20 protein-coding genes are annotated in these 24,415 nt (G+C 71.4%); 6 read left to right on the top strand and 14 right to left on the bottom strand.

All coding sequences use genetic code 11. The annotated features are described in order from the left end of the window. Positions 1 to 77: 77 nt before the first annotated feature. Entirely contained in the window at positions 78 to 1,277 is a 1,200-nt protein-coding gene (locus Msi02_RS20590; RefSeq protein ID WP_204049839.1) for a cytochrome P450, read from the top strand. A gap of 45 nt (positions 1,278 to 1,322) precedes the next feature. Here the strand turns inward: Msi02_RS20590 and Msi02_RS20585 are convergent, their stop codons facing one another. Beyond that, the gene (locus tag Msi02_RS20585; RefSeq protein WP_204049838.1) at positions 1,323 to 2,198 is read right to left on the bottom strand and encodes an ion transporter; all 876 of its coding nucleotides are present in this window, start codon (positions 2,196 to 2,198) and stop codon (positions 1,323 to 1,325) included. A gap of 185 nt (positions 2,199 to 2,383) precedes the next feature. On the opposite strand from Msi02_RS20585, the gene Msi02_RS20580 reads away from it, so the two are divergent. Next, positions 2,384 to 3,262 (top strand): GNAT family N-acetyltransferase, encoded by an 879-nt coding sequence (locus Msi02_RS20580; protein ID WP_204049837.1) that lies wholly within the window; start codon positions 2,384 to 2,386, stop codon positions 3,260 to 3,262. A 67-nt stretch (positions 3,263 to 3,329) separates the two neighbouring features. Here Msi02_RS20580 and Msi02_RS20575 read toward each other — a convergent pair whose 3' ends face one another. The 6 genes from Msi02_RS20575 to Msi02_RS20550 all read right to left on the bottom strand — a co-directional run bounded on the left by Msi02_RS20575 (position 3,330) and on the right by Msi02_RS20550 (position 9,362). Continuing rightward, positions 3,330 to 4,211: a glycosyltransferase family 2 protein gene (locus Msi02_RS20575; RefSeq protein ID WP_239108564.1), complete on the bottom strand. Its 882-nt coding sequence runs from the start codon at positions 4,209 to 4,211 to the stop codon at positions 3,330 to 3,332. 180 nt (positions 4,212 to 4,391) lie between these two features. Further along, positions 4,392 to 5,150 carry a CDP-alcohol phosphatidyltransferase family protein gene (locus Msi02_RS20570; protein ID WP_079316334.1) on the bottom strand — a complete coding sequence of 253 codons (759 nt, stop codon included), beginning with the start codon at positions 5,148 to 5,150 and terminating at the stop codon, positions 4,392 to 4,394. Beyond that, a complete protein-coding gene (locus Msi02_RS20565) occupies positions 5,128 to 6,168 on the bottom strand; it encodes an iron-containing alcohol dehydrogenase family protein (protein ID WP_204049904.1) in 1,041 nt (346 codons plus the stop codon). Before Msi02_RS20565 ends, Msi02_RS20570 begins: the two co-directional genes overlap by 23 nt. A gap of 44 nt (positions 6,169 to 6,212) precedes the next feature. Next, entirely contained in the window at positions 6,213 to 6,944 is a 732-nt protein-coding gene (locus tag Msi02_RS20560; RefSeq protein WP_204049835.1) for a phosphocholine cytidylyltransferase family protein, read from the bottom strand. Positions 6,945 to 7,037: 93 nt separating this feature from the next. Beyond that, positions 7,038 to 7,703: a DUF5941 domain-containing protein gene (locus Msi02_RS20555; protein WP_204049834.1), complete on the bottom strand. Its 666-nt coding sequence runs from the start codon at positions 7,701 to 7,703 to the stop codon at positions 7,038 to 7,040. Between the two features lie 150 nt (positions 7,704 to 7,853). After that, entirely contained in the window at positions 7,854 to 9,362 is a 1,509-nt protein-coding gene (locus Msi02_RS20550) for a CDP-alcohol phosphatidyltransferase family protein (protein WP_239108563.1), read from the bottom strand. Positions 9,363 to 9,532: 170 nt separating this feature from the next. Here Msi02_RS20550 and Msi02_RS20545 point away from each other — a divergent pair, with 170 nt between their 5' ends. Together Msi02_RS20545 and Msi02_RS20540 are read left to right on the top strand one after the other, a co-directional pair. After that, positions 9,533 to 10,939: a bifunctional cytidylyltransferase/SDR family oxidoreductase gene (locus Msi02_RS20545; RefSeq protein ID WP_204049832.1), complete on the top strand. Its 1,407-nt coding sequence runs from the start codon at positions 9,533 to 9,535 to the stop codon at positions 10,937 to 10,939. Positions 10,940 to 10,985: 46 nt separating this feature from the next. Next, a complete protein-coding gene (locus tag Msi02_RS20540; protein WP_204049831.1) occupies positions 10,986 to 12,836 on the top strand; it encodes a CDP-glycerol glycerophosphotransferase family protein in 1,851 nt (616 codons plus the stop codon). Between the two features lie 125 nt (positions 12,837 to 12,961). Here the strand turns inward: Msi02_RS20540 and Msi02_RS20535 are convergent, their stop codons facing one another. Then, the gene (locus Msi02_RS20535) at positions 12,962 to 14,020 is read right to left on the bottom strand and encodes a glycosyltransferase family 2 protein (protein WP_079316341.1); all 1,059 of its coding nucleotides are present in this window, start codon (positions 14,018 to 14,020) and stop codon (positions 12,962 to 12,964) included. Positions 14,021 to 14,074: 54 nt separating this feature from the next. Between Msi02_RS20535 and Msi02_RS20530 the strand changes: the two genes are divergently transcribed. Continuing rightward, entirely contained in the window at positions 14,075 to 15,595 is a 1,521-nt protein-coding gene (locus tag Msi02_RS20530) for an LCP family protein (RefSeq protein WP_204049830.1), read from the top strand. 30 nt (positions 15,596 to 15,625) lie between these two features. Here the strand turns inward: Msi02_RS20530 and Msi02_RS20525 are convergent, their stop codons facing one another. From Msi02_RS20525 to fxsA, 4 genes are all read right to left on the bottom strand, one after another. Further along, positions 15,626 to 16,957 (bottom strand): HEXXH motif domain-containing protein, encoded by a 1,332-nt coding sequence (locus Msi02_RS20525; RefSeq protein WP_204049829.1) that lies wholly within the window; start codon positions 16,955 to 16,957, stop codon positions 15,626 to 15,628. Between the two features lie 233 nt (positions 16,958 to 17,190). Next, positions 17,191 to 18,852: an nSTAND1 domain-containing NTPase gene (locus Msi02_RS20520; RefSeq protein WP_204049828.1), complete on the bottom strand. Its 1,662-nt coding sequence runs from the start codon at positions 18,850 to 18,852 to the stop codon at positions 17,191 to 17,193. Continuing rightward, positions 18,849 to 19,730, bottom strand: a complete 882-nt coding sequence (locus tag Msi02_RS20515; RefSeq protein WP_204049827.1) for an SIR2 family NAD-dependent protein deacylase — start codon at positions 19,728 to 19,730, stop codon at positions 18,849 to 18,851. Before Msi02_RS20515 ends, Msi02_RS20520 begins: the two co-directional genes overlap by 4 nt. 113 nt (positions 19,731 to 19,843) lie before the next feature. Next, a complete protein-coding gene (gene fxsA / locus Msi02_RS20510) occupies positions 19,844 to 20,011 on the bottom strand; it encodes an FxSxx-COOH cyclophane-containing RiPP peptide (protein WP_204049826.1) in 168 nt (55 codons plus the stop codon). 182 nt (positions 20,012 to 20,193) lie between these two features. On the opposite strand from fxsA, the gene fxsT reads away from it, so the two are divergent. Further along, on the top strand, positions 20,194 to 22,692 hold the full coding sequence (gene fxsT, locus Msi02_RS20505; protein WP_204049825.1) for an FxSxx-COOH system tetratricopeptide repeat protein: 2,499 nt from the start codon (positions 20,194 to 20,196) through the stop codon (positions 22,690 to 22,692). A gap of 111 nt (positions 22,693 to 22,803) precedes the next feature. Here the strand turns inward: fxsT and Msi02_RS20500 are convergent, their stop codons facing one another. Together Msi02_RS20500 and Msi02_RS20495 are read right to left on the bottom strand one after the other, a co-directional pair. Further along, on the bottom strand, positions 22,804 to 23,988 hold the full coding sequence (locus Msi02_RS20500) for a serine hydrolase domain-containing protein (protein WP_204049824.1): 1,185 nt from the start codon (positions 23,986 to 23,988) through the stop codon (positions 22,804 to 22,806). A gap of 40 nt (positions 23,989 to 24,028) precedes the next feature. After that, positions 24,029 to 24,406: a hypothetical protein gene (locus tag Msi02_RS20495; RefSeq protein WP_204049823.1), complete on the bottom strand. Its 378-nt coding sequence runs from the start codon at positions 24,404 to 24,406 to the stop codon at positions 24,029 to 24,031. Positions 24,407 to 24,415: the final 9 nt, after the last annotated feature.

The raw sequence follows: 24,415 nt of genomic DNA, 5'->3' as shown, positions 1-24,415 counted from the left end.
GCCCGATGTCAGGACGGTCGGCCATGGTGGGAACACGCACTCTCGCGAGTGAAGCCCCGCCGACAAGAGGAACGACCATGGTCCACACCGTCACCACCCTGCCGACCGCCCGTCAGCCCGGCTGCCCCTTCGACCCGCCGGCGGAGCTGATCGACGCCCGCCGGCACGGCCCCATCAGCCGCTACCCCTTCCCGGACGGGCACCAGGGCTGGCTGATCACCGGATACGACCTGGTCAGGTCGGTGCTGGCCGACTCGCGGTTCAGCTCGCGCAAGGAGCTCATGATCCACCACCCGACCATCGACTTCACCGGCGTGGAGGTCCCTCCCGCGCCGCCCGGCGAGTTCCTCCTCATGGACGAGCCGCAGCACGGGCGCTACCGCAAACCGCTGGTGGGCAAGTTCACCGTACGGCGGATGCGGCAGCTCACCGAGCGCGTCGAGCAGATCACCGCCGACCACCTGGACGCCATGGAGAAGGCCGGACCGCCGGCGGACCTGGTGACCGCGTTCGCCAAGCCCATCCCCTCCATCGTGATCTGTGAGCTGCTGGGCGTGCCGTACGAGGACCGGGGCCGCTTCCAGGACCAGATCGACACGTTCCTCGGCGGGGAGTCGAGCGACGAGGACCTGATCGCGGCCTACACCGCGACCCAGCAGTACCTCGCGGAGCTGGTCGCCGCCAAGCGCGCGAACCCCACCGACGACGTGCTCAGCGACCTCACCGACAGCGACCTGACCGACGAGGAGCTGAAGGGGATGGCCCTGATCCTGCTGTCGGCCGGGTTCGACACCACCGCGAACATGCTGGCGCTGGGCACCTTCGCGCTGCTGCGCAACCCGGAGCAGCTGGCCGCGCTGCGCGCCGATCCCGCGCTCGTCGACCGGGCGGTGGAGGAGCTGCTGCGGTATCTGAGCGTCGCCAAGACGTTCATGAGGACCGCTCTGGAGGACGTCGAGCTGGGCGGCCAGACCATCGAGGCCGGCACGACGGTCATCCTGTCGTACAACACCGCCAACCGCGACCCCGAGCGCTTCGCCGATCCCCACGTGCTCGACCTCCGGAGGCAGGACGGCGGGCACCTGGCCTTCGGCCACGGCATCCACCAGTGCCTGGGTCAGCAGCTGGCCCGCGTCGAGATGCGGGTCGCGTTCCCCGCGCTGCTCAACCGCTTCCCCACGCTGCGCCTGGCCGTACCGGCTGAAGAGGTCGCCCTGCGCCCGGAGACCGCGGACATCTACGGGGTGAAGAGCCTCCCGGTCACCTGGGACGCGTGACAAGGAGCCCCGCGCCGGCGCACGCCGGAGGAGTGGCGGCCGGCTTCACGGTTCGTGGCGGCAGGAGCAGTGGTCCGCTCCCGAAGGGGTGTCGGCCCCTGCACGACGGGCGTCCACGGGCACCGGCAGGCCGGCCGCCAGCCGGTCGACCTTCTCGCTGAGCGCCCTGATCTCGTTCATGACCGCGGTGTGCTGCTCCAGTTCCAACGCCTGGTCCTCCTTCCACCGCTGGGCGTTGACCTCGGCCTCCATCGCGGACACGATCACACCGATGAGCAGGTTGAGGACGAAGAACGCCGTGATCACGATGAACGTGGCGAAGAAGATCCACGCCAGTGGCTCCTTGGCCATCACGTCCTCGGCCACCTGCGGCCAGTTCTCGACCGTGAGCACCGTGAACATGGTGAACAGCGACCGGCCGAGATCTCCGAAGTACTGCGGGGCCGCTTCGCGGAAGAGCTGTTCACCGATCACGGACGCCATGTAGAGCGACAGCAGCAGGAGGACCACGGCCGAGGCCAGTCCCGGAATCGCGGCGAACAGCGCCGAGACCACCCGCCGCATGCCCGGCACCACGGAGATCAGCCGCAGGACACGCAGGAACCGGAAGAGTCGCAGGATCGACAACGACTCGGAGGCCGGCACGAGGGCGACACCGACGATGACCAGGTCGAACCAGCTCCAGGGGTCACGGAAGAACGCCTTGCCGTGCGCGACGATCCGCAGGAGGATCTCGACGACGAAGACGGCGAGGATGACCCGGTCGATCACGAGGAAGGCCGTGGCGTGGCGTTCGGCCAGCTCGGGCGAGGTCTCAAGCCCGAGCGCGATCCCGTTCAGCGCGATGACGGCGATGACCGCACGTTGGAAGACCGGAGAGTCGACGAAGACGCGGAGCCGTTCGCGATGGAAAACGGGCAATCCCACACCCCAGGAGATCGGACAGAGCAAACGCCCGAAATCTTACAGTTTGCACCTGACCACGGTTTCGGCGGAGCGTCACCGGACGTGAGCCGGCGTGGGGACCGGGGGAAACAAACGAAGACGGTCGCAGGCCGGGATGCCGGGGGCGCTACCGTCGGAGGGCCGTCGAGGGAAAGGTGACCATGAAGCCCGCAGACCCGTCCTTCCCGCCTGTCCGCCGCCTCGGCCTCGGTGACCTGCCCCACTGCCTCGACCTGGCGCAGGACCGCTCCTGGCCACGGGAGGAGCGCAAGTGGCGGCTCCTGCTGGAGAACGGCGAGGGCTTCGGCATCGACGCCCCGGACGGCGGCGGCCTGGCGGGGACCGTCGTCCTCACCCGGTACGGCAGGACGGCGGCCGCGGTCGGCATGATGCTGGTGGCCTCCCGCTACAGCGGGCGCGGGCTGGGGCGCCGCCTCATGAACCACGTCCTCGCGGAGGCCGGCGACGCGACCCTGTTCCTGTGCGCGACGGAGTACGGCCGGCTCCTCTACGAGAAGCTCGGCTTCGAGACGGCCGGCGTGGTCGAGGCCCGGGTCGGCCGCTTCGACACCGGCGACGACCCGTACGGCGGGCCGGGCACCGGGCGGACCGCCTCACGGCTCGCCGAGCCCGCGCGGGACCTGGCCGCGCTGTGCGCCCTCGACGTCGAGGTCTTCGGGGCCGACCGGTCGCGCCTGCTGACCCGTCTGTTCGCCTTCGCCGAGCAGGTGCGGGTCGTCGAGCGGGGCGGCGGGATCACCGGCTACGGGGCGGCCTGGCGGAGCGGTGACCGACTGTTCGTCGGACCGGTCGTCGCGGAGGACGACGAGACCGCCCGCGCCCTCGTCACGGACCTGACCCGGGACGCGGACGTCCGGATCAGGATCGACATCCACCACCGCCACCAGGAGTTGATCTCGTGGTTCGCCGGGCGCGGCCTGGCGCAGGCCTCCACGACGGCGTTCATGGTCCACGGCGGGCGGGTGCTCCCCGGCGACCGGTCCCGGCTCGTCGCGTCGTTCATGTCGGCGCTCGGCTGAGCACCATGTCGGCGGCCGGCTGAGCACGGGAGGCGTCCTCGCCGCAGCCGCCCGTCCGGAGCGCGCGCTAGACGATGGGCGGGCGGCCGAGCCGGAGCATGCGCCAGGCGGTGCGCCAGGCCATGGGACGGCGCTCGCCCGCCGGCTCGCGCAGCCCCTCGAAGAAGCCGCGGAACCACGCCTTGATCGCGGGCATCGAACGCTCGCGTACGAGCGTGAGCACGACCCAGTTGAGCAGGTAGAGCATCGCGAGCGGCCACGGCAGGTTGCGCCGGGCCAGCCAGACGCGGTTGCGGGCGTTCAGCCGGTAGAAGTCACTGTGCCGGGACGGCAGCACCAGCGGGTGGTACATGACCGTCTCGGCGTCGTACTCGATGCGGTAGCCCTCGCCCAGCAGGCGCCAGGCGAGGTCGGTCTCCTCGTGGGCGTAGAAGAACCGCTCGGGCAGCCCTCCGACCTGCAGGAACGCCGACTTGCGGATCGCGCAGGCACCACCGAGGAAGGTCGTCACAGGGGAGGACCGCTCGGGGTCGCCGGCCCGCAGGCGGGGCACGTGCCGCCGCTGCACCGAGCCGCCCTCGGGGTCCATCACCCGGAAGCTGATCACGGCGAGGTCGGGCTCGTGCGTGAACCGCTCGCGGACGTGCGCGGCGACCTTGGAGTTGGCGTACCAGCCGTCGTCGTCGAGGAACAGCACGATGTCGCCCGAGCACTCCTGCACGCCGCGGTTGCGCCCCTCGGGGATGCCCGCGTTGTGCTCCAGCCGTACGGTCTTGATCGTCGCGGCGGAGCCGGGAAGCGGCTGGACGGTCAGCTGCGGCACGTCCGCGCCGTTGCCGACGATGACCACCTCGATGTCACCGTCGGTCTGGGTGAGCGCGGATTCCACCGCCCTGTCGAGCTCGGCGATCCTGTTGCCCATGGTGAGGATGACACAGGAGATTTTCACCGCGTCATCGCCTCGACGTGGGGCGCACTACACACGACTTCATGATCACCGAGTCTGTATGGCCGGGCAATCCGGAATCTGCCTGGTTTACCGTGGAATAAGGGTATCGGAACTGCCAACAAACCCCTACCCAACCGCCGATGTACGACCGACCGGCATGCCGAGCGGGAGCCGGCGCGCTCATGACAGCCGCCGGGAGGCGAGGATGCTGACCAGGTGCAGCACGAGCTGGACTCCCGCGATCACGACACAGGCGACCACGAGGATCCGGGTGGCGGAGAACCAGTTGTCGAGCACCGCTGCGACCACGACGATCAGCGACAGCTCGACGGCCTGGATCAACCGGTGGAACCGCAGCGCCGCCGCGGCCCTGCGGGCCAGCGCGAGCCGCGGCGAGGTGAACTGCTGCGCGGCCGCCTCGGTGGTCGCCACCAGGCCCGACCGGGCGCGGGCGACGTCGACCAGGTCGGTCTCCGACTTGATCAGGATCGCGCCGAGCGCCGCGGCCACGCCCATCACCGTGTACCAGTCGGGCAGGGTCTCCGAGGCCCGGAAGCCCAGCCCGATCAGCAGCGCCGCCTCGGCGAAGTAGTGCCCGACCCGGTCGAGATAGACCCCGGTGATCGAGGTGCGGCCGGTCCACCGGGCCAGCTCCCCGTCCGAGCAGTCGAGCAGCAGGTAGACCTGGATGAGCAGGGCCGCGCCCAGCGCCGCCCAGAAGCCGGGGAGGGCGAGCACGGCGCCCGCCGCCACCCCGCACACGATCATCAGGCCGGTGACCTGGTTCGGCGAGATGGGTGTCTTGGCCAGCAGCCAGGTGGCGTAGATGGACAGCCGCCGCATGTACAGCAGGCCGGCCCAGTGCTCGCCGCTGCGGCGGTCCATGGTGGTCTGCGGCTGGGCGACCGCCCGAAGCTCAGCGACCGACGGCGCGGACATAGTCCTCAACTCTCCCCCGGACCTCGTGCTCCGACAGCCGGAGGTGCTCAAGGATGGTGTAGCGGCCGGGCCGGGTGCTGGGGGCCAGCATCACCGCGGCCGTGAACTGTTCGGTCGTCAGGCCGACGTCGTCGGGTGTGACGGGCAGGCCGTGCCGCCTGAGGCAGCCGGTCACCTGGCCGAGCCGGTGCGCGTCCTCGCGGAGGAAGTAGCAGAACGCCGCGCCGATGCCGGCCAGCTCACCGTGATTGGAGGTGCCGGGGAAAAGCTGGTCCACAGCATGAAGGATCTCATGATCGCCACCACTCGCCGGACGGCTTGACCCTGCGATGACCATCGACATTCCCGACAGGATCAGCGCCTCGGCGAGCACGGTCAGGAAGGCGTCCGACTCGATCGAGTCCTGCCGGCCGAGCACGGCCTCGGCTGCCGTGCGCGACATGGAGATCGCCAGCCCGTCGATGGGCTCGCCCCGCTCGGCGTTGCCGAGCTGCCAGTCCTCGATGGCCGACAGGTTGCTGAGCACGTCGCCGATCCCGGACCGGACGAGCGAGGGCGGGGCGTCGTGGACGAACTCGAGGTCCACCATGATCGCCAGCGGCATCGGGACGCCGAACGAGCCCTTGCCGCCCTCGTACACCAGCGAGGCCACCGGCGAGCAGATGCCGTCGTGCGAGAGGTTGGTGGCGACGGCGACCATGGGGATGCCGGCGAGCGACGCGGCGTACTTGGTGGCGTCGATCGTCTTGCCGCCGCCGACGCCGATCACCGCCTCGTAGTTGCCCTTGCGCAGGTCCGCGCCGAGTGACACGGCCGCGTCCACGGTGCCGTCCGGCACCCGGAGCACCTTGGCCTCACCCAGTGAAGGCGCGATGACCTCCGCGATGCGGTCGCCCTGCCCGACGCCGACCGCGACCGCCACCCGGCCGGAGGTGGCCACCCTGCTGTCCGCGAGCAGGGTGCCGAGCTGCGCGATCGCGCCCCGCCGCACCTCCATCGTGAGGGGGGCGGGGAGCATCCTTGCCAGAATCGGCATGCGTACTCCTCAGAAGGCCGCGGACATCAGTAACGGCACGCGATCTCACGGGCCTTCGCGAGGTCGTCGTGGTTGTCCACCTCGACCCACTCGACCTTGCCGATCGGCGCGACGGCGATCTTCTCGCCGCGCTCGACCATCTCCTGGTAGCCGTCCTCGTAGTAGAGCTGCGGGTCGCGCTCGAAGGTGGCCTTCAGCGCGTCGGCGAGCCGCTCGGCCGCGCCCGGCCGGATCAGCGTGGCGCCGATGTACTCGCCGTACGCCTCGGCCGGGTCCATCAGCTTGGTGATCCGCTTCAGCCGGCCGTCCTGCAGTGTGACCTTCATCTCCTCGTCCGCCAGCGACTTCACGTCGTCGACGGCGAGCAGGATGTCGGAGGTGTCCTCGGCGGCCAGCAGGGTCCGCTCCACCGACACGGGGTGGACGGTGTCGCCGTTGACCAGCAGCGCGCCCTGGGAGAAGTAGTCGCGGGCACACCACAGCGAGTAGGCGTTGTTCCACTCCTCGGCCTTGTCGTTGTGGACAAGCGTGAGCGTCACCCCGTGGCGCCGCTCCAGGTCGGCCTGCCGTTCCCGTACGGCCTGGGCCTGGTAGCCGACGATCACCACGACCTCGCGGAGGTCCACGGCCGCCAGGTTACGCAGGGCGATGTCGAGGATCGTGGTCTCACCGTCGACCGGCACCAGCGCCTTCGGCAGCGTGTCGGTGTACGGCCGCAGGCGACGTCCGGCTCCGGCGGCCAGCACCATTCCGAGCAATTTCCCGCACTCCTTGAGGTCGAGCGTCAGACAGTAACCCCAAAGGTTAGTTGGCTCGGCACCCCGCTTGGGTAATCCACCGTTGGTCTGACGTTAATCCTGCGGTGCCGGTTCCACGGCCTCGTCGGGAGTACGGGGGGCGGCGAGCCAGCAGGTCAGGCTCTCCCAGCCGAACAGACCCCACAGGTAGAGCGCGAGCAGCACGAACACGGCGGTCATCACGTCGAGCAGGCCGCCCAGGGCGACGACGAGCATCCGGCCGTCCCAGCCCAGCCCGGCCGTCGCCAGCCACGGCGGCGGATACACGTGCTGGCGCAGCCGGTAGACCGTGTCGTAGTGGTGGAAGGCCATCGCGCCGAGCAGCGCGACGACGAGCACCGGCGGGACGGAGCGGGCGAACCCGGCCGAGGCGATGAAGCCGTACTCGGTCAGCCGCAGGATCGGGGGCGCCAGCCAGTCGAGCCGGCCGTCGTGCCGGTGGGCGCTGCCCGCCCCGGCCAGCAGCAGGGCCACCGCCGGGGCGAAGACCGCGAAGTCGTCGGCCCCGGCGATGCCGAGCACCAGCAGCACGGCGGTCACGAAGGCCCCGGCGACCGCGGGCGGCAGCGGCGGGAGCTGCCCGGCCACGAGCAGCCCCATCGCCTTCGACAGCGGGCCGTCGTCGCGGTAGGCCACCACGACGCTGCGCGGCACCGGGGTCATGTGCACGGAGATCGCGCCCCTTGCCTTCCCACCGGCCTCGCGCGGGCGACGACTCATGCCACCTCCTCGCCTTCGGCTCGGAGCGGCATGCGCCAGACGCTGTGTTCACTGATTCGCTCGCTACGCTCGCTCATGCCACCTCCTCGCCTTCGGCTCGGAGCGGCATGCGCCAGACGCTGTGTTCACTGATTCGCTCGCTACGCTCGCTCATGCGAACGACCTCGCCATCCGCCCGGCGGCCGTGTAGACCAGCGCCACCCCGCCCCAGCCCAGCAGCGCGAGGAACGTCACCCGCGCGTCGAACAGCGCGGCCGTCACCGCGATCAGCGCCATCCGCTCCCCAATCGGCAGGACGATCATCTTCTTCGCCCAGTAGGCCACGCCCCGCGCGCCGCTCAGCGCGTCGAGCCGCCGCGACAGCGCCAGCACCGACCCGGTGCCCTTCGCGGCGGCCGCCGCGGGCGCCTCGTCCCAGGGCACGGCCATCGGGCGCGGGGCCGCCGCCCGCAGGCCCGCCGCCCTGGCCCGGTCGGCCACCGCGCCCGCGTAGGAGAAGTCGATCATGTGACGGATCGTCTGGAGGATCATCGCGCCCACCGCCAGGGCCCAGATCTCCCACGGCTCCCGGGGGCCGGCCGCGTATCCGGCCGCCAGGCCGACGTACACCAGGTATTCCTTGAGCCGGTCGCAGATCGCGTCGAGCCAGCTCCCGAGCGGGGAGAACCTGCGCGTGTACCGGGCGAGCTGCCCGTCCAGGCAGTCGAGCACGAACGACAGGTAGAGCGCGACGGCGCCGACCACGAGCCCCGCCCTGCGGCCGTCGGAGAACCAGATCGCGGCGATGGCGGCGAACCCGACCGAGATGCCGGTGACCGTGTTCGGAGTCAGGCCGAGACGGGCGGCCGGCTTGATGAGGTGACGCGACCACGAGCTGACGCAGTGGGTGGCGAAGAAGCCGTCGCCGCTCTTCACCGCGGCGTCGAGCCTCGCCTGCGCCTCGTCGACGTCGGCCAGTTCGCGCACCGCGCGCTCGGCGGCGGGGCGTGTGCCGGCCCGCCCGCAGTGCAGGGTGTTCAACGAGACGGCGTGCACCTGGACGCCCGCCCGCACCAGGCCCGTGAGCAGCAGCTCCGGCACCTCGCCGTCGCCGACCCGCCCGAGGTGGCGGCGCTGGGCCAGGTCGGCCAGGTCCTCGGCGATGTCGGCCAGCCCGGCCAGATGGGCCTCCCCCACCTGGAGGACGCCGCGGAAGGTGCCGTTGGCCCACTCGACCTCGTGGAAGGACGTGCCCGCCGACACGACGCGGCCCCACTCGGTCCGTACGGGCGGCCGCAGCGGGGCCGGGTCGCCGCTGGCGACGATCGCGCCGGTCGGGCGCGCGGGATGTTCGAGCAGCAGCGACAGCGCCCCGGTGTGCGCGACCACGTCGGCCGCGAGCACGGCGACCGGGGAGGTCGAGGCGCGAGCCGTCTTGGCCACGATCCGCAGGTCCTCGGCGAGCCCGTCGCTGACGCAGATCTGGTGCCGCGTGCCGCTCGCCGCCGCCCTCTCCCATCCCCCCGCCTGGGCGTCCTGGCTCCGCACCACGACCAGCACCTCGCGGACCGGCAGCGTGAGGAGCTGGGCGGTGAGCCGCTCCAGGAGGCTGCCGTCGGACCGGGCGCCGTCGGACCAGGGCAGCCCGGCGGCCGGCGAGGTCGCGAGGACGACCGCCACCGTCTCTGTGTCCCGTGACGTACCGGGCTTGCTCGGATCCGCCCCCATATGGAAACCCGCTTCACGTCGACCGCACGTGCTCACCTCGCAAAGTAACCGAGTGATCACTAGGTGGCAATCACCTTCTCCGGCTTCCGGCACGGGTATGGTCTCCTTCCGGGGAGGACATCATGATCGCCGAATCGCGTCTGCGCAGGGTGGGGGTGGTGCTGGCCGGCGGCGTCGGTCAGCGCGTGGGCCTCAACACCCCGAAACAGCTTCTGAAGATCGCCGGGAAGACGATTCTGGAGCACACCCTCGACGTGTTCGACGGCCACCCGGAGATCGACGAGGTCGTCGTCCTGATGGCCCCCGGCTTCGTCGCGGAGGCCGAGGAGCTCGTCAGGAGGAACGGCTACACCAAGGTCGGCCGGGTGCTCGAAGGAGGCGCGAGCCGCACCGAGACGACCTGGCGGGCGCTGTGCGCGCTGGGCGAGCAGGAGTGCGACGTGCTGCTGCACGACGCCGTACGGCCGCTGATCGAGCCCCGCATCATCAGCGAGTGCGTGGCCGCGCTCGAACGCTACGAGGCGGTCGAGGTGGCGATCCCGTCCTCCGACACGATCGTGGTGGCCGCGCCCGGCCCGCGCGGCGACATCATCCGCGACATCCCCGACCGCTCCCGGCTGCGCCGGGGGCAGACCCCGCAGTGCTTCCGGCTGTCGGTGATCCGGGCGGCGTACGAGCGGGCCCTGGCCGACCCCGAGTTCCCCTCGCTGCCGACCACGGACGACTGCGGCGTCGTGCTGCGCTACCTGCCCGACGTGCCGATCTACATCGTGCCCGGCAGCGAGCACAACATGAAGGTCACGCATCCGGTCGACGTCTTCATCGCCGACAAGCTCTTCCAGCTCGCCGAGAACACCGCGCCCGCGCTGGACGAGGAGGCCTACCGGGCCGGGCTCGAGGGCCGCACGCTCGTGGTCTTCGGCGGCAGCTACGGCATCGGCGCGGACATCGTCGCGCTGGCCAGGGGCTACGGCGCGAGCGTCCACTCGTTCTCCCGCAGCCAGAACGGCGTGCGCGTCGAGGACGTCGCCGCCGTGGAGGACGCGCTCGCCCGGGTGTACGCCGAGACCGGCAGGATCGACTACGTCGTCAACACGGCGGGTGTGCTGCACATGGGCAAGCTCGGCGAGGCCGGGCAGCACACGATCGAGGAGACCATCGGGGTCAACTACCTCGGACCGGTCAACATCGCCCGCGCGTCCGTGAAATACCTGATGGAGACCCACGGCCACCTGCTGCTCTACACCTCCTCGTCCTACACCCGCGGCCGGGCCGACTACAGCCTCTACTCCTCCACGAAGGCCGCCGTCGTCAACCTCACCCAGGCGCTCGCCGACGAGTGGGCCTGCCAGGGTGTCCGCGTCAACTGCGTCAACCCCGAGCGCACCGCCACCCCCATGCGGCTGCGCGCGTTCGGCGACGAACCCGCCGGAACGCTTCTCTCCCCCGCCGCCGTCGCCCGCACCAGCATCGACGTGCTGCTGTCCCGCCTCACGGGACAGGTCGTGGACGTACGGCTCAGCCGATGACCGCAACCGCGTACCCGCGAAGACACGGAGGGATGGGCGCTCGCCCATGGGGGGAAACAACAAGGGGCGCAGGGCCCCGAACGCACTGGTCGCGCTGGTCCGGCGGCCGGCGCTGAGAAGCCTGGCCGGTGGGCGCAGGGGCGCGTTCACCGCGCTCACACTCGCGTCGTATCCGGCCCTGCTCGCGGCCGCCGTGTGGCCGCTGCCCGCGACCTTCGCGGTGCTCGTGCCGCTGTCGTACGCCGCGGAGGCCGTGCTGCCCGGCCGGGCGGCGGGGGCGCTGAGCCGGGCCCATCTCGGGGCCACGGTCCGCTTCCTGTCGCGTGAGACGGCCGCCGTCGTGCTGCTGGCGCGGCTGGCGCCGGGGCGGCCGTGGTGGTTCGCGGCGCTCGCGGCCGGGCTGTTCCTGTTCCACGGCCTGCGGGCCGTGCAGACGTGGCTCGCCGAGCACGTCGACCGCCGGCACAACCAGATGCCGGTGGTGACCCGCAACATCGACCTGCCCGCGCTGCGGATCCCGCCCGCGCCGCCCCGCGCGCTGCTCACCTGGCGGGGCGCCAAGCTGCTCCACCTCGACGCGCTCGCGATCGTGCCCGCCGCGGCGACGGCCCCCATGGGCCTGGGCTGGACGGGCGTGGCTGGCGCCGTCGCGGCCCTGATGCTGGAGGTCACCGCCGTGGTCGCCCTGCTGGCCCACGCGAGGCGGGCGAGGCACCTGGGCGACCGGCGGCGGGTCCTCGCCGCCGTGGACGACTGGGTCGCGGCCTACCGGCCCGAGGTCGTCATGTACTTCTCCGGGCCGGCCACGGCGGTCTACCAGGCCACCATGTGGCTCGGCACACTGGAGCGGATCACGCCGAGGACGCTGGTGGTGCTGCGCGAGCGGCCGCTGGCCACGGCCCTCGGCCCGACCACGCTGCCCGTCGTGTGCATCCCCTTGTCGGTCGACCTGATGAACTTCCGCGCGCTCGACGGCGTGCGGGTCGCGCTGTTCCCCGCCAACGTCGGCAACAACATCCACATGCTCCGGGTGCCGGGCGTGCGGAGCGTGTTCATCGGCCACGGCGACAGCGACAAGGAGGCGTCCTTCAATCCGTACACGAAGGTGTACGACGAGGTCTGGGTGGCCGGACCGGCCGGGCGCGACCGCTACCTGCGCGCCCAGGTGGGCGTGCGGGACGAGGCGATCGAGGAGGTCGGCCGCCCTCAGCTCGCCCGGGTGCTGCGCACCAGCCCGTACGCCGAGGGGGCGGCGCCGTACCGGACGGTCCTGTACGCGCCCACGTGGGAGGGGTGGAGCGACGACCTGTTCCACAGCTCGCTCGTCGCCATGGGACCCGCGATCGTGCGCGCCCTGCTCGACCAGCCGGTGCGGGTGATCTACAAGCCCCACCCGCTCACCGGGCACCGCTCACCGGCGGCCAGGGCGGCGCACCGGAAGATCATGGCCCTGCTGCACGAGAGCACCGGCATGCCGCACCTCGTCGTGACCGGCCGCGAGCCGTCGCTCTACGAGTGCTTCAACGAGGCCGACGTGCTGGTCTCCGACATCTCCAGCGTGGTGTCGGACTTCGTGGCCAGCGGCAAGCCGTACATCGTGGCCAACGTGGCGGACCTGCCGCCGGACCGGTTCCGCGAGCGCTACCCGGCCGCCGGGGCGGCGTACCTGCTCGGGCCCGACCTGGCGGAGCTTCCCGGCATCCTGCGCGGTCTCGGCGCCCCTGGGGAGGACGAGATGGCCCCGGCCCGGCGGGCCCTGCGCGCCTACCTGCTCGGCGCCGACCATCCGGACCCGCTGGCCCGCTTCGAGGAGGCCGTACGGCGTGCCGCCGCCCGCGCCGAGGCCCGCGCCCGCTCCCTCGGCCTCGAAGCCCTCGCCCCCTCCGCCCGCGATTGAACGAACCGAGGAGACAGCCCTATGGATGCCGCTGAAGCGCCGCCCAGGCCCGCGAGGTGACCTCGACGGTGCCGTTCGGGCGGGAGATCCACGTCCCCCACCCGATCGGCTTCACGCTGGACACCTCAGTCTTCGAAGAGGTCCTCTAGGCTCGCCCGTTCCGGCTTGGGACGGGGCTTGCTGAGCTTCGGGGGGCTGGTCAGGAAGCCCGTCCCCCACGAGACGTGCATGGTGGCGTACACCAGCGGCAGGCGTACGAGCGCGGCGCCGGACAGTCCGCGGCCTGTGAGGACCGAGCCCGCGAGGATCGCCGCGAGGTAGCCCCCGGGGATGATCAGGCCGGGCCAGAAGAAGGGCGAGACCACCAGGCCCAGCGCCATCGCCGCCACGGCGGCGGGCGGGGCGAGGTAGCGCAGGTTGATGGTGCCCTGGTGGGTGCGGGAGACGACCCGCCGCCAGCGGCCGTAGTGGAAATACTGCTTGGCCAGGGCGCGCACGTTGGGCCGGGGACGGTAGGTGACGCGCATCCTCGGCTGGAACCACACCAGCCCGCCGGTCTCCCGGATGCGGTGGTTCATCTCCCAGTCCTGCGCGCGCAGGAAGTGCTCGTCGTAGCCGCCCACCCGGTCGAGGGCGCTGCGGCGGAAGACGCCCAGGTAGACGGTGTCGGCCGGGCCGGCCTCCCCGCCCGTGTGGAACCGGGCGTTGCCCACGCCGATCTTCGAGGTCATGGCACAGGCCACCGCCTGCTCGAACGGCGTGATCCCCTCGGCGGCCATGATGCCGCCGACGTTGTCCGCGCCGGTCTGCTCCAGCGTCTCCACGGCCGTACGGAGGTAGTCGCGGGGCAGGATCGCGTGCCCGTCGACCCGCGCGACGATGGGGTTGCGGGAGGCCGCGATGGCGGCGTTCAGCGCGTTGGGGGTGCGGCCGGTGGGGTTCGGCACGACGACGACACGGCGGTCCTCGGCCGCGATGGCGTCGGCGACCTCCTGCGTGCGGTCGTGGGAGGGGCCAACGCTGATGACGACCTCGAGAGGGCCCTCGTAGTCCTGTTCGAGGACCTGCCGTACGGCGTCGCGCAGGTGCCGCTCCTCGTTGAGCACCGGCATGATCACCGACACCGGCGGCCAGGGCCGCGCCGGATTCTGGCTCGACTGTCGCGAGTCGGGAAAGGGCTTCATGGCGGCGCTCACGCTACTGTACGGAGGGGTGGAGACGGCAACCGGAGGACGGGAATGCCCGGCGACCATGAGGAGGACTCCGGCGTCCGCGTAGGGGGCGACGGGTACGGCGGGGTAAGGGTGACGGCGCAACGCGCCCGCCGACGGAGGTCGAACCTCCGATCCCTGGTCATTTCGGGCTCGCTGTCCGGAGTCGTGCTGATCGGCTCGGGCATCGCGTGGGTGGCGCCGAACTACGCGCTCAACCGGATCCACTCGGTGGACGCCGGCACGAGCGAGGCCGAATCCACGGGCGCGATGAACATCCTGCTGGTGGGCGTGGACAAGCGCGACAACCTGACCAGGCGCCAGCAGAACCAGCTCCACCTCGGCCGCGACGTCGGGCAGCGCACCGACACGATGATGGTGATCCACCTGTCGGAGGACCACCGCAAGGTGACCGTGGTCAGCCTGCCGCGGGACACCTGGACGACGATCCCCGGCAAGGGCGAGCACAAGATCAACTCCGCGTACCAGTTCGGCGGCGCCAAGCTGGCCGTGAAGACGGTCGAGCAGGCGACGGGCCTGCGCATCAACCACTACGTCGAGGTGAACGTGCTCGGCTTCATCGACGTGGTGGAGTCGCTGGGCGGCGTCACCGTCTGCACGCCGGTGCCCATCGACGACCCGAAGACCAAGCTGAACCTGCAGCCCGGGACGTACACGCTGGACGGCGTCAACGCGCTCGCGTACGCGCGTACGAGGGCCACGGCGCGCTCCGACCTCGATCGGATCGACCGGCAGCAGCAGGTCATCTCCGCGCTGCTCGGCAAGGCCCTCAGCGGCGGCACGCTGGCCAACCCCGCCAAGCTCGCCGGGTTCCTCGACTCGACGTTCAAGACGCTCACGGTGGACGCGGCCCTGCAGAAGGACCTGCTCGGCATGGTGAACCAGTTCAAGGACGTCTCGACCGACGACGTGTCGTTCGCGACCGTCCCGCTGGCCGACGTGAACTACCACGCGCCCACGGGCGAGTCGGCGGTGCTGTGGGACAAGCCGGCCGCCCGCGACCTGTTCCAGCGGATCGACGCCGACCAGCCCCTCGTCAAGCCGTCGGCGAAGGCCTCGGCGTCCGCCTCGGGCAGCCCCGCGGCGCCGGTGAGCGCAGCGCCCTCCTCTGGGCCCTCCCCGGCCACGACGGCGCTCACGATCCCGCCGGGCCGCATCTCGGTCAAGGTGCTCAACGGCACGCTCATCACCGGCCTTGGCGCGACCACGAAGGCCCGCCTCGTCGAGGCCGGGTTCATGGTGCCGTCAGCCCCCGGCGACACGGCCCGCCGCGACTTCGCCACCACGGTCGTCCGCTACCCACCCGGCCGCGAGGACTCGGCTCGTACGGTGGCCGCCGCCATCCCCGGCGCCGAGTTGCGTGAGCAACCGGACGTCACCGGCATCGAGGTCGTCGTGGGCCAGAAGAACCACGACGTGAAGAAGGTGACGGTGGCCGCGCCGGAGGGCTCCGCCACGCCGTCGGCACCCGCACCGCAGGCGACCCCCTCGGCCCGCACCGCCACGCAGAACATCTGCAAGAAGTAACCGCACCGACCGGCACTCGCCGGCGAGGCGTCAGGTCCTGAGGACGTCGCCGACGTGGCCGGCGCCGCCGTTGCGCTCGCGCCACAGTGTCAGGTGCCGGTCGGCGGCCTCCCTGGCGATGGCGGCGGAGGCGGCCGGGACCGGTTCGCGGCGCCAGTCGTCCAGCCGCCGCGCCATCCGGGCGACGAACCGCTCACCCGGGCCGGTGAGGGCGCCGCTCGTGAGGAGCGTGCCTGACACCGTGCGGGCCGCCTCGCGCCATCGGGCGAACTCGGCCCCGGCGCGGACCGCGTCCTCGCCGCTCTCGTGGTGCCGCTGCCGGCGCCAGAAGCCCGCCACCCCGAGGAAGGCGTACGCGCCCTGGAGCAGGCCGCCGACCGGGCGGGGGTCGTCCCGCCAGGGGGCGTAGTAACGGGCGCCGTCGTCGGGCCGGGTGAGCGGGACGATGTCCAGCAGCGCGGACAGCTTGGCGTGCTGGGTCTCGTGGGCGAGCGTGACCGCCAGCGTGTGCGGGTCCGGCGGCGTGGACAGCGCGATGCAGCCGAACGTCTCCCGCGAGGTCGCGCTGGACAGGCCCTGGTCGGGCGCGGTGAGCGGGGTGAAGACGGTGATCGCCGCGGCGACCTCGTCGGCCACGTCCGGGTGGTTGCGCGCCAGCAGGCCCCACGCCTCCTGGAGCACCCCCTGCCAGCGCTCGGTCTCCGACTCGCTCAGGCGGCTGCGCAGGTTGCCCGAGCCGGGCATCCGGTGCGGGTCGAGGTCGTCGACGAGCACCCGGAACGACCGTCCGCCCGCCTCCGCCGACAGTGACCGCAGCCCCGCCCATCCGGGTGCCGCTCCCCCGATCCGTACGGCGACGCCCTCCACGCTCACCTCGGCTCCGTCCGGGGCGGAGTGGACCGTGGCGGTGGCGTCCCCGGCCGCGCTCGCACCGGGCAGCGTGACCTGGCCCAGCGAGGGGATGGTGACCACGCCGCCGGTCATCGGCACGTCGACCTCGCAGGTCACGCCCGCCCGGACGACCGCCGCGGCGGCGACGGACGCCAGCTGCTCGACGCCCTCCCCGGTGCCGACGGCGTGCCGCGCCCACGCCCCCACCGACGGGTGGCGGAGCACCGCGGCGACCGCCTCCGGATGCTGCGCCTGGACGGCGGCCAGCAGATCGTAGGCGCGCCGAGCGGCGGCCCACCGCGCGTGCCCGGCCCGCCGCGCCGCCTCCAGAACCCCTCGGACGAGCAGCAGGTGCTTGCTGTACTGGGCCGCGACCAGGCGGCGGACCACAGGTGCGCCCCCTGTTCCCGCGGCGAGCTCGTCGAACGCGTCGGCCGGGATCCGGTGCTCTGTCAGCTGCGGTGAGGTCATCCGGGTTCCTCGAATCGGAGTTCCTTGGTACGGGCCGGGAAGTCGGCCTGGCCGACGCCATCCGGCGGATGCGCGCCAAAAGATCGGGAGGGTTGTGAAAACCGCTGCCGTGCCGGTAGCGGTGGGCGTCGGCTCATCCGCCGGCAGCGCTCCACGTCGGGAATCGACGGCCAGTCGGGCACCGCGGATCAGCCTCCACGCTGGGGCTCCTCAGGCTGCCCAGCATAGTGAGATCACGCCGTCAGCCGGAGCATTTCCCTTGCTTGCTTGAGGAGGTCGGGCGGCAGCCGGTCGAGCACGCCGTTGACCACCTGGACGGCGGCCTTGGGCGTGCCCGCCCTGATCAGCGCCTCGGCCAGCGCCAGGTGCGCCGCCATGTCGTTGGGCGCCCAGCTCAACGCGGCGGTGATGCGCTCGATCGCCTTCGCGTGGTCCCCCTGCTCCAGCCACAGCAGCCCGTCGATCCTGAGCACCCTGGCCACGCCGTCGAACCGCTGGCGTTCCGCGTAGAGCACGGCCGCCTCCTCGCAGTGCCGTCGCGCGGTCTCGATCTCGCCGTTGGCGACGGCCACGTCGGCGAAGATCTCGGCCGCCTCGGCGCGCACCCACGACTCGCCGAGGTCGGAGGCCCGCACCGCCTCGTCGGCGAGCCGCCTGGCCTGCTCCCACTTCCGTCCGGCCAGGGCCGCGCGGGCGGCCCGGAGGTACGCCTCGGGGGAGTCGGCGCGGGAGATCGGCCGGATGAGCCGGTCGTGGGCGAGCTCGTACCACCGGATGCCCCGCCGGTGCTCGGCCCGCAGGATGTGCCGGTCCTCCAGAGCCCGGGCGACCGCGTTGGGCATGCTCCGGGTCTGCTGCAGGCCCTCGTACACGATGTTGCGCGTGCCGTGCTCGGTGACGAACGTGTTGCGCAGCCAGAACCTGATCTCGCCGGCCGACATGTCGAACATCTCGGCCACCTCGGCGACCGCCCGTTTGCAGAAGTCGTACAGGAACTCCTCCACGTCGGCGTACGCGCGGGCGTGGTGCTCGGTGATCTCGACGACGTCCGGCGGCAGGGACTCCCACAGCGCGGCGCAGACGACCTGGAGCTGGACGGGCTCGACAGTGTCCAGCGTCATCTCCGACACGTTGCCCGCCTCGTCGGCGATGACGGCGGTCCGCAGGTCGTCGACGAGCAGCTCCGCGGCGGCCGGCGTGATCGTCCTGCCCGTGTCGCGCAGCGGCCCGGCCACCGCCTCGCGGGCCGCCTCGGGGGTGAACGGCCGCAGGTGGAAGCGGGCCCTCGAGCCCTGCCCGAACGGCCGCTCGTAGGGCAGGACGAGGAACAGGTACTCCTCACGGAGGGACAGCAGCAGGTGAAGGCCGGTGTGCTCCTGCACCGCGGAGGTGAGCTGCTCCAGGAGCTCCGTCCGGTCGCGCTCCCCCGCCGGGCCGCCCTGGAACATCTCCTCGGCCTGGTCCACCGCCGCGAGGATCGGCACCGGGTCGCCGTACTCGTCGGTGCGCTCGGGCCGTCTGCGCAGGAATTCCGCCACGGTCAGGCCGGCGAGCGTACGCGGGTCCCGCTCTGGCGCCCAGCAGGACAGCAGCGCCGCCACGTACGGGTTCCCCACGGACTCCGGCGGCCGGGTCCGGGGCAGGACCCTGGCGACCGGCAGCAGGTCGACCCGGCCGGGATCGAGCCTGGGCAGCACGCCGGCCTGCAGCAGCGACGTCTTGCCCACGCCGGAGGCTCCGTACAGGACGGTGAGCCCGGCCGCTCCCCACAGGGTGGCGATCTCCCGCGCCTCGCGGTCGCGGCCGTGGAACAGGGCGCTCTCGTCCCGCCGATACGGGCGGAGCCCGACGTACGGGCGGGCGGGGGTCGGGGCGGACGATCCGGTCGCCATCATGTCGTCCTCAATCTGCCGAGCAGTTCCTCGAAGAAGTCCTCTGTGCTGCCTATGTAGATGGAGATGTGCCAGCCGTCGAGGTAGCGCTCCATGTACTCCTCCGCCTTCTCCGCGGCTCCGGCGACCGTCTCGCTCAGCTCCGGCAGGAGCTGGACGCTGACGTGGCGCCGCCTCCGGTTCGGCGGAATCGGCCGGATCAGGCCGTGGAAGAGCACCCGGAAGTTCCAGTCCTGCAGGCTGTAGCCCACGAAAAGCAGCGGGCTGGCGGTCATCGCGGCGAGCACGGGGGTGGGCAGCGGCTGGCGCACCCCGGAAGCCCGCGCGTCGACCATGTTGACCAGATACGTCAGGTAGTCGTCCTCGGTCAGCACGAGGGACGCGGGGTCGTCCCACTGGCCGTGCAGGTGGTAGACCAGCGGCCGGTCGTGCGTCGGCTCGAGTAACGGGACCTCGTCCGCCTCGGTGTCCCACCACGTCGAGGTGCACGCCTCCGGCGACTTGCGTTCCGCCCGGCACCGCTGCAGCGCCTGGACCATGAAATCGTCGTAGTTCGTCGTGACGAATGTGGGGATGGGAAATTCCGCGAGCACCGTGTGCGGGTCGAGCGCGTCCGGAGTCCTGCCGGCCCGATACTGCTTCAGATAGGCGCAGACCTCGTGCTTGAGTTCGACCGGGTCCTGGCCCACCAGCGCGGCGTACTGCATCACCCGGGCCAGGTTGTCCGAGTCGGCGAACGGATATTTGTACTCGTGTGCGAAATGCCGGCTGAGTTCGGCACCGGTGGGCAGGCGGCCGAAACAGGAGCCGGCGCCGAGTAGGGGCGTGCAATCACCTCTGCGGAGCTGCCTGATGAGCCGATCCCAGTCCGCATCGTTCACACGTCATCCCGGGGGTCGCCGCATTGTTAGCCAATGACTGAATTATGACCCACAGCGGCGGCGAGGTAACGGAGATCGATTTGCGGGCGGCCCGGATTTGGCGTGCGGACCGCTCAGATAGCGGACTGGAAGCCGGCGTAGGGGACCGAGCCGTCCTCCTCGACCAGACGGCGCAGGGCGGGCGCGAGTACGTCGTCGCTTACCTGCCCGAGTTCGCTGAGGCTCAGGCCGGTCACATCGATAAGGCCGCCACCGTACTCATTGCCGGTTATGTCGCCCATGGCACTCCTTGTCCATCAAACCGTGGACCTCATCTTCCCACGCCCGGGGCGAGGTGCCATCAGTCTGACGCCTTGACTCTTCAATACACGAGGCGTTGCGGCCTAAGCTTTGTCCAAACCACTGAGGCCCGATCTGGGATGGTAGCGTGTCGGTTTCGCACTTCTCGGCGGACTCTGGTCGCATGCCCGCCATTTGGGGCAGAGTGCCGCAGCAGAACAAGAACTTCACCGGACGCCGGGATCTGCTTGACAGGCTGCGGGACGATCTCATGTCCGAGACCACGGCCGCCGTGCTCCCCCACGCCCTGCACGGGCTGGGCGGCGTGGGCAAGACCCAGCTCGCCATGGAGTACGCCTACCGATACCGGCGCGACTACGACCTCGTGTGGTGGATCCCCGCCGACCAGCCCATGCTGGTGAAGTCGTCGCTCGCGGGGCTCGCCAGGGAGCTGAACCTGCCGAACGCGGCGTCCTCCGGCGTCGAGGACGCGGCCGAGGCCGTGCTGGACGCGCTGCGCCGCGGCGAGCCGTACGACAGATGGCTGCTGATCTTCGACAACGCCGACGACCCCGAGCACATCAACGACATCATCCCCCGCGGCCCCGGGCACGTGCTGATCACCTCGCGCAACCACAGCTGGCAGGGCGTCGTCGACACGGTCACCGTCGACGTCTTCGAGCGTGGGGAGAGCGTCGAGTTCCTTCGGCGCCGGGTGCCGAAGGGCATGACGGACGAGCAGGCGGACCGACTGGCCGAGTCGCTCGGCGACCTTCCGCTGGCGCTGGAGCAGGCGGGCGCGTTCCAGGTCGAGTCCGGCATGTCGGTCGACGAATACCTGCGGCTGCTTCGGGAGCAGACCACTCGGCTGCTCGGTGCCAACAAGCCCTCCGACTACCCCCTGTCCATGACCGCCGCGTGGGCCCTGTCGGTGGCGCAGCTCAAGAAGAAGATGCCCGAGGCGGTGGAGCTGCTGCGCTGCTGCGCGTTCTTCGGGCCCGAGCCCATCCCCCGTGACCTTTTCGAGCCGCTGCCGGAGCGCTTTTCCGCCGGGTCGCGGATGGCGGCGCTGCTCGACGACCCGATCCAGGTGAGCCGGGCGGTCCGGGAGCTCGGGAGGTACGCGCTCGTCCGCATGGACTCGGAGAGCCGCACCATCCAGGTCCACCGGCTGGTCCAGGCGCTGCTGCGCGACGAACTCGACGACGCCGAGCGCGTGGCGTTCCAGCGCGAGGTGCACCTGCTGCTGGCCTCCGCCGCCGCGCCGTACGAGCCCGACGACAACCTGTCCTGGCCGCGCTACGGCGGGCTGCTCGGCCACGTCACCCCCGCCGACATCGCGGGCAGCCGGGACCCCCACATCCGCGGCTTCGCCCTGGACATCGTCCGCTATCTCTACTCGTCGGGCGACTTCCTGTCGGCGCGGGCGCTGGTCGAGCGGTTCATCGAACGCTGGCGGGCCGACAGCGGAGACGACGACCGGTACGTGCTGGCCGCCCACCGCCACCAGGCCATCGTCATCAGGGAACTGGGCGACATCCAGGAGTCGTTCGACCTGAACCGGCGGGTGCTGGCACGGATGCGGCAGGTGCTCGGCGATGACGACGAGGAGACGCTCCTCATCACCAACAGCCACGGAGCCGATCTGCGTTTCCGCGGCGACTTCGAGGCGGCGCTGGAGCACGACATGGAGTCGCTGCGCAGACACGAGGCGGTCTTCGGCCCGTCCCACCGGCGGACGCTGCGCGTCATGAACAACCTGGCGCTCGACCACCTGCTGCTCGGCGACTACACGAAGGCGCGAGAGCTGCAGTCCAAGACGTTCGCCCTGCAGCGGCAGCCGGGGTCGGGCTCCAGCAAGCAGAACGTGCTGTCCTCCTGGAACGGCCTGGCCCGCATCCTGCGGTTGAACGGCGAGTATCGCCAGGCCTGCGACATCGGCGAGGACGCCTACGACTACGGCGTGCAGGAGCTGGGCCGCGAGCACCCCTGGACGCTGCGCACCGCCAAGGACCTGTCGATCGCCAAACGCCGCGCCGGGCTGGTCGAGGAGGCGCTCGACCTGGCCCGGGTCACCTACGAGCTGCAGGAGCGCATCTTCGGCCTCGACCACCCCGACACGCTGGCCGCGGCGTTGTGCCTGGCCAACGCGCAGCGCGCCTCCGGGGCGATCGGCGACGCGCTCGCCCTGCTGCAGGACATGACGGCCCGTTATCCGCGGATGTACGGCGACGACCACCCGTTCAAGTACGGCTGCGACACCAACCTCGCGCTGCTGCTTCGCGTGGACGGGCAGGCGGACCAGGCCAGGGAGATCGACGCACGGGCGCTGAAGGGCTTCGACCGCCGGCTCACCCGAGACCACCACTTCTCGCTCACCTGCGCGATCAACCTGGCCAGCGACCTCGCGGAGCTGGGCGATCCGGAGGGTGCCAGGGAACTCGGCGCGAGCACGCTCGAGCGGCTGCGGGCCCTGCTCGGCGAGGACCACCCGCTGACCCTCGCGGGCGCGGCCAACCTCGTCGTGGACCTGCGGACGCTCGGGGTCACCGCCGAGGCGGAGGCGCTCCTGGCCGACACCCTCGACCGGTACGCGCGGGTGCTCGGCACCGACCACCCCGACGCCGTGGCGACGCAGGAGGGCCGCCGTCTCGACTTCGACTTCGACCCGCCTGTCCTGTGACCGCCGACATGCCCATCTGGTCCTTGGCGATCCTTCCGAGAGCGGGCAGACTCTTGCGGCTCGGCCGCCACCACGTCCGGCCGCGGCCCGCGCCGTCCCCGGAACCCGCGGCTACCGAGTCCCGGCCCTGATCGCGCTGCGGACCGCGTCGAGGAGCGTGGCGGCCCTGCGGTCCGGTACGCCTTCCTGGATGTGGTTCATGACGTAGCCGAAGGCCAGGCCGGTGGCCGGGTCGGCGAAGCCGAGCGATCCGCCGTAGCCGGGGAACCCGAAGGCGGTCGGGCTGTACCAGAAGGCGTCGGGTGTCGGCAGGCCGAAACCGGTGGCGATCCGGACTGGCACCCGCAGGACGCGGTCCACCCCGCTGACCTGTTCGGCGGTCGCCGCCGCCAGAGTGCCGGGTGAGAGGATGCGGTGCCCGTCGACCTCGCCGATGAGCGCGGCGTAGAAGCGGGCCAGCGCGCGAGCGGTGCAGATGCCGTTGGTCGAGGGCATCTCGGCGAACTGCTCTGCGGGGTCGTCGTGGTTCAGCATCGGCGTGACGACGGTCATGGCCCGCATCGTCAGCGACGTGGGATCGGTGTAGGCCCTCATCACCTCGCGCGCGGGCTCGGGAAGGGCGTCCAGGTCGATCGCGGCGAAAGCACCGGGGTCGATCGGGGCGGCGACGATCCGGCTGACCCGGTGCCGCTCGGATTCCGGCAGCCCGATCCACAGGTCAAGGCCGAGCGGTGCGGTGATCTCTTCGGCGAGGAACGTGCCGAGGCTCCGGCCGGTCACCCGGCGGACCACTTCGCCGACCAGCCAGCCGTATGTGTGGGCGTGGTAGCCGTGCGCGGTGCCCGGTTCCCAGAACGGCCGCTGGGCGGCCAGTGCGGTCACCATCGGGTGCCAGGCGATCGCCTCTGCCGGAGTGATCGGGCGATCGAGCGCGGGCAGGCCTGCCTGGTGGGTGAGCAGCCAGCGGACCGGGATCCGGTCTTTTCCGCATGCCGCGAACTCCGGCCAGTAGTCGGCGACGGGGGCGTCCAGGTCCAGTTCGCCCCGCTCGGCCAGCAGGTGCGCGCAGGCGGCGGTGACGCCCTTGGTGGTGGAGAACACGACCTGCAGGGTGTCGCGCTCCCAGCGGCGGCCGGTCTCGGGGTCGGCGATCCCGCCCCACAGGTCGACGACCTTCCGGCCGTGCAGGTAGACGGCGACCGCGGCGCCTACTTCCTGTCCGCCGGCCAGGTTGGCCGCGAAGGCCTCACGTACCGCTTCGAATCCGGGTGCGGTCTCGCCGCCGATTTCGGGCATGCGTCATCGCCTTCGCTCATGGAATTGATCGGGGGAAGTGCTATCTCCGCCAGTGCCCGATGAGCCAGGCACAGATTTCCGGCTCGGTCATCTCGGGAAACTCTTCGGACAACGTGACGAGCGCGCGCAGCGCCTCGTCCCGGTCCATGCCTCGCGCCGCCGCTTCTTTCAGGTACTCCTGTCGTGCGGCGGTAGGACGTCCGCCGCCCGCGCCACGGCCCGGCAGGCCGTTGCGCCACTCGATGATCTCCGCCAGCCGGTCAGGCCGCCAGCCGGGCGTGCCGTCGACCTCGACGTCGGGGTCGGGGAACGGGTGCTCAGAATCGCCGGGATAGCGGGAGCGCCACTTGTGCACCGCGTGCCGGCTCACGCCCAGCGCCTCGCCGATGCCGACTACGCCGAGGTACCGCTCGGTCATGGTGCACCA

Source organism: Microbispora siamensis (assembly GCF_016863095.1).
Taxonomy (GTDB): Bacteria; Actinomycetota; Actinomycetes; order Streptosporangiales; family Streptosporangiaceae; genus Microbispora; species Microbispora siamensis.
The sequence above is the reverse complement of the archived record's forward strand: the minus strand, read 5'-3'. Positions and strand labels throughout refer to the sequence as shown.